Source organism: Mycobacterium sp. SMC-21, assembly GCF_045310825.1.
In the GTDB taxonomy this organism is placed as follows: Bacteria; Actinomycetota; Actinomycetes; order Mycobacteriales; family Mycobacteriaceae; genus Mycobacterium.
This window is the reverse complement of record NZ_JBJIAO010000100.1, coordinates 1-1,404: the sequence shown is the minus strand read 5'-3', so window position 1 is coordinate 1,404 and position 1,404 is coordinate 1. Positions and strand designations below refer to the sequence as shown.

The 1,404-nt window shown below is 62.5% G+C and carries 1 protein-coding gene; it reads right to left on the bottom strand.

Annotation, left to right across the window (positions count from 1 at the left end; all coding sequences use genetic code 11):
- Positions 1 to 12: 12 nt before the first annotated feature.
- Positions 13 to 1,236 carry an ISL3 family transposase gene (locus tag ACJH6H_RS29700; RefSeq protein WP_212806588.1) on the bottom strand — a complete coding sequence of 408 codons (1,224 nt, stop codon included), beginning with the start codon at positions 1,234 to 1,236 and terminating at the stop codon, positions 13 to 15.
- Positions 1,237 to 1,404 lie beyond the last annotated feature (168 nt).

Here is a 1,404-nt window from a genome sequence, read left to right as displayed (position 1 = left end):
GTGTGCTACTCCTCACCTTCTCGTGGGTAGCTGAGGGTGGAGCCCGCCCAGGCAGAGATAGATCATTGAGGTCAGTGTTCGGGCGGAGTGGTGGCCGTAGCCGCGGGCGTTGATGAGTCGGATTTTGGCGTTGATGCCTTCGAGGAGGGCGTTGGAGATGCCGAGTTCCACGGCGGCGATGACGGCGTCGAAGTGTTCCTGTAGTCGTTTGCCGAGTTCGATGAAGGACGGGATACGGCTGCGTTTGGCGGCGGTGATCCAGGCTTTGAGTCGTTGACGGGCGACACCGGGTTCGTGTGGGAGTCGATACAGGTCGCGCAGCTGTTCTTTGAGGGCCCAGGCCCGGCCGACGTGACGGTTCGCGCGGGCGATCTGGTTGACCAGTTCACGTTTGTTGTCGGTGAGTTTGTTTTCGCCGGTGCGCAGCGCCCATCGGGTCTGGCGCCACTGCGCTGAGGTCATGGCGACTTTGTCCGGTCCGCTGGCGGCGGCGGCGAAGACCCGGTCCAATGCCCGGTTGACCCATTGCATGATGTGGAACGGGTCAAAGCAGATGGTGGCTTCCGGTAGGTGGGTTCGGGTGGCTCCGCGGAACGCCTTGCTCACGTCCATGCTCACGGCGGTGATCGTCTCTAGTGTCGAATCAGGTTGTTGTTCATAGAATTTCGATAGCGATTCTTCACTGCGTCCGGGCTGGACTCCGATGACGGTGCCGGTGTCGTGGTCGCCGACGATGGTCAGATATTTGTGCGGGTGGCGGTAGCAGATTTCGTCGACGCCGATCCGGTACAGGTCTGTGAGTCGTCGTTGGTCGAGCAGTTCGTCGACACCGCGGTTGATGATGGCGGTGACCGATTCCCAGCCGCACCGCATGAGCGTGGCCACGGTGGTGCGGTCGGTGCGTTGGGCCAGCCAGAGCACCGTGTCTTCGAAGTCTCGGGTGAATCGGGCACCGGGACGAGCCCACGGCACCTGCTCGGTGACGATGCCGCAGCGTGGGCAGTTCGTGCGGCGGATGTCGTAGACCAGCCACAGTTTCTTGCAGGCCAGATCCACATGGCGCCAGCGCCGGCGCCGGCGGTCATAACCGGCCCGCACACGTTTGCCGCACGGGCAGCGCATCGAGCGGGCTTTAAGGCCGACGGTGACTTCGATATCGCGGTCGCCGATGGTGACATCGGTGACGTTGGCTCCGGGGACCTGAAGTATTCGGTTAAATGCAGTACTGACGCGCACGCGGATCGTTCCTGGCGGTTGAGGTTGGTGTGGTAACCCCGAAACCTAGAGGGACACCGCGTGCGCGTCCTTCAACTCGCCGCCGACACGCTCAAAACCCCAGGCGCACAACCTAAAATAGCCCCTGAACAGCGCAAAGGCGCCCACGAAAACCCGTGGAGCGCCACA